The sequence below is a fragment of the Limnohabitans sp. genome, assembly GCF_031538885.1.
Classification (GTDB): Bacteria; Pseudomonadota; Gammaproteobacteria; order Burkholderiales; family Burkholderiaceae_C; genus Limnohabitans.
This window is the reverse complement of the sequence record NZ_JAVKLW010000094.1, coordinates 1-3,350: the sequence shown is the minus strand read 5'-3', so window position 1 is coordinate 3,350 and position 3,350 is coordinate 1. Positions and strand designations below refer to the sequence as shown.

3 protein-coding genes are annotated in these 3,350 nt (G+C 57.9%); 1 reads left to right on the top strand and 2 read right to left on the bottom strand.

All coding sequences use genetic code 11. The features are described 5' to 3' along the window. Window positions 1–244 precede the first annotated feature (244 nt). Both RMS03_RS07575 and RMS03_RS07570 read right to left on the bottom strand, forming a co-directional pair. Window positions 245–376, bottom strand: a complete 132-nt coding sequence (locus tag RMS03_RS07575; RefSeq protein WP_310626473.1) for a hypothetical protein — start codon at window positions 374–376, stop codon at window positions 245–247. Between the two features lie 108 nt (window positions 377–484). Beyond that, the gene (locus RMS03_RS07570; RefSeq protein WP_310626472.1) at window positions 485–2,497 is read right to left on the bottom strand and encodes a RecQ family ATP-dependent DNA helicase; all 2,013 of its coding nucleotides are present in this window, start codon (window positions 2,495–2,497) and stop codon (window positions 485–487) included. Between the two features lie 132 nt (window positions 2,498–2,629). On the opposite strand from RMS03_RS07570, the gene RMS03_RS07565 reads away from it, so the two are divergent. After that, entirely contained in the window at window positions 2,630–3,193 is a 564-nt protein-coding gene (locus tag RMS03_RS07565) for a hypothetical protein (RefSeq protein WP_310626471.1), read from the top strand. Window positions 3,194–3,350 lie beyond the last annotated feature (157 nt).

Below are 3,350 nucleotides of genomic sequence, written 5' to 3'. Positions count from 1 at the left end.
GAAACCGTGACGGATGAGGAATTGACTATGATTGAAAACCGATTGAATCACCGCCCCAGAAAGCGACTAGGATTCAAGACACCTCACGAGGTATTCCATGCCTCGTTAAAGCGTGTTGCACTTCGTCCTTGAATCCGCCGGGCATTAAAAAGAGAAAAAAGAACCCGAAAGCATGCAAAAAAAAGCGCCTTGAAGGGCGCTTGGAAAGAGGGATGACCGAATCGGGCGCGGTTATTGGCAGGGCTTAGGCCATCACCACAGCGATGAACGCCAGCAAGAAGATCAGCACAGCACCTGCCATGGGCAGCACGATGGGCATGAGCGGAACAATGGCTTCAACAACGTCTTGTTCAGCGGCGTGGTGGTCATGTGACATATTTCTTCTCCTAATTAAAACTAACCAAATTCTAGGAGACTTGGCCTACTTTGCAGCCGTGGCGGAGACAGGGTAAACCCGCTGCTGCCAAGCGTTGGCTGACCTGCCCTAAGCAGGCAGCGCGACCACGCGCAGCACCTCTTGGCCATAGGCCTCCAGCTTTTTCGCACCAATTCCCGCGATGCCTTGCAGCGCTTCCAAATCCTGCGGCTCGGCCTGCGCGATGGCGGCCAAAGTGGCGTCATGGAAGATGACATAGGCAGGCAAGTTGTGTGATTGGGCCACTTCGGCGCGCCATGCTTTGAGAGCCTCGTAGCGGGTCTGTCCCGCATTGTCCAGCGCAATGGGTGCCGGTTTGGCGGTGCCGCTGCCCTTTGCTTTGCGGCTGTCCTTGTGGGCGGCGGGGGTGGAGACCGAGGCGCGCAGCCGCACCGTGACTTCGCCTTTGAGCACTGCACGTGAGGCCTCGGTCAAATACAAGGTGTTGAAGGCTTGGGCATCCACGCCCAAAGCGCCAATGGCAATCAACTGGCGCAGCACACCGCGCAGTTGCACCTCGCTGAAATGCGCGCCAATGCCAAAAGTGCTGAGCTTGCCGTGGCTGTATTGGCTGACCCTCTCGGTGGCCTTGCCGCGCAAGATGTCCATCACATGACCTGTACCAAACGACATGCCGTTTTGTTGCTTGATGCGGTAGATGGTGGACAGCAGCATGCGCGCGGCCTCGGTGCCGTCCCAAATCTCCGGCGGTTGCAAGCAGTTGTCGCAGTTGCCGCAGGTGTAGCGCACCCCCACGCTCGGCGTGGTCGTGTCCTCGCCATCCCCCGGGGGGACTGACCCGCCTTGGTGCTGCCCAGCGTCGGGGTGTGCGGCTTGGTTCTCTGGCGCGTAGGTTTCACCAAAGTAGCCCAGCAGCCGCACCCGTCGGCAGTCGGTCGCTTCGGCCAAGGCCAGCAGCGCATCGAGCTTGCTGCGCATGACTTGTTTGAATCCTTCGCCTGCGGGGCTCTCGTCAATCATGCGGCGCTGGTTCACCACGTCGTTCAGGCCGTAAACCATCCATGCGTGGGCGGCTTGGCCGTCGCGGCCGCCGCGTCCAGTTTCTTGGTAGTAGCCTTCGATGTTTTTAGGCATGTCCAAGTGCGCCACAAAACGCACGTCGGGTTTGTCGATGCCCATGCCAAACGCAATCGTGGCCACCATCACCAAGCCTTCTTCGCGCAAGAAGCGGTTCTGGTGCTTCTGGCGAATGGCGCTGTCGAGGCCCGCGTGATAGGGCAGAGCGGCAATGCCTGCATCGCACAAATTCTTCGCCACTTCTTCCACGCGCTTGCGCGACTGGCAATACACGATGCCGCTGTCTTGGCCATAGGGCCCCGTGTGCTCGCGTTGGATGAAGCGCAGCAGTTGGGTGGACGCGTCTTTTTTCTCGACGATGGTGTAGCGGATGTTGGGGCGGTCAAAGCTGCTGACGAATTGCTGTGCGTCTTCGAGCTGCAAGCGCTCCACGATATCGGCCCGTGTCAGCCCGTCTGCCGTGGCGGTGAGCGCCATGCGCGGCACGCCCGCATAGCGCTCGTGCAGCACGGTGAGGGCGCGGTACTCGGGGCGGAAGTCGTGGCCCCATTGGCTCACGCAATGCGCTTCGTCAATGGCAAACAGGCTGAGCTGGCCTTGCTCGTGCAGCGCATCGAGCTGCGCCAAAAAGCGTGGCGTGGTGATGCGCTCGGGCGCGGCATACAGCAACGTGATCTCGCCACGGCGCAAGCGCTGCTCCACCGCATTGGCCTCTTCGCCGCTGAGGCTGGAGTTTAAAAACGCAGCTTCAACACCCGCCTCATGCAACGCGCCTACTTGGTCGTGCATGAGAGCGATGAGCGGCGACACCACGAGGGTGATGCCGTGGCCTGCGCGTTGCCGTGCAATCGCGGGGATTTGATAACAGAGTGACTTGCCCCCGCCCGTGGGCATGAGCGCCAGCGCATCGCCGCCGTTGCACACGTGGTTGACGATGGCCTCTTGCGGGCCGCGAAACGCGCCGTAGCCAAAGACTTCGCGCAAGATGGTGAGAGGGTTAGACACAGAGTTTGGAGCGATGCAAAACATCATTGTCCTGCACATCAGCCGCGACGGTGTGCATGGCGGGTACGCATCCACCATTTCCTTTTACTGTTTGTGGATTTCGCGAAATCAATAACATTGTTTACGCGAATAACAATTCGGTTACCGCGCATGACTTAAAAAGGAAAAAGTATGAAGTTGAAAATGATTTTGGCTCTGGGTGTATTGAATGCGTTGACGGCAGTAAGTGCCCAAGCTGAGCCTGCCGTTGTGGTGAATCAAAGCATTACCCAAAAAGAGGTAGAGGCCGCTCAACAAGCTTGGTGCACGGCCTTGGTGGATATCAGTGCCACGCACGACAAAAACGGCAAGGCTGCTGCGAAGGCCTTGGCCGAAAAAGTCATTGACAGTGCTTATGGCTATCAAATGGGCGTGGTGTTGTTTAAGCCGACATTAACCGTCAATCCCCAGACATTCCGTACCACGCGTGCTGGCGCCTTGTCTTACTTCGTGGGCGGAGACGCTGCTTATCCCAAAGACACTGGTTTTGCATTGAAGGGTTGGAGCCGTTGTGAGCCTGTCAATGCAGGTATTTTCATCTCGGGCAACAGTGCCACCACCCTGGGTAAAGTCCACTTCACAGCAGCGAATGGCAAAGTGACGACCGTTGATAAGAGCTGGCAGTACGTCAAGGATGCGACGGGCCAACTGCGAATCGTGCTGCACCACTCATCCTTAGAGTACAGCGGCAGTTAAGACGGTTCCACGCAGCTTAGGGAAGGTCTGCACAACGCATGAATTTGTAGCGTGACTTGTTACGGACTTCACGATGTGCAATTGTGTGCGTCGATAGCACGATTTTTCGGCGTAAGAGACCCATTTCGTCATCCCACCTTTGCCCTCAGGCCCCTTG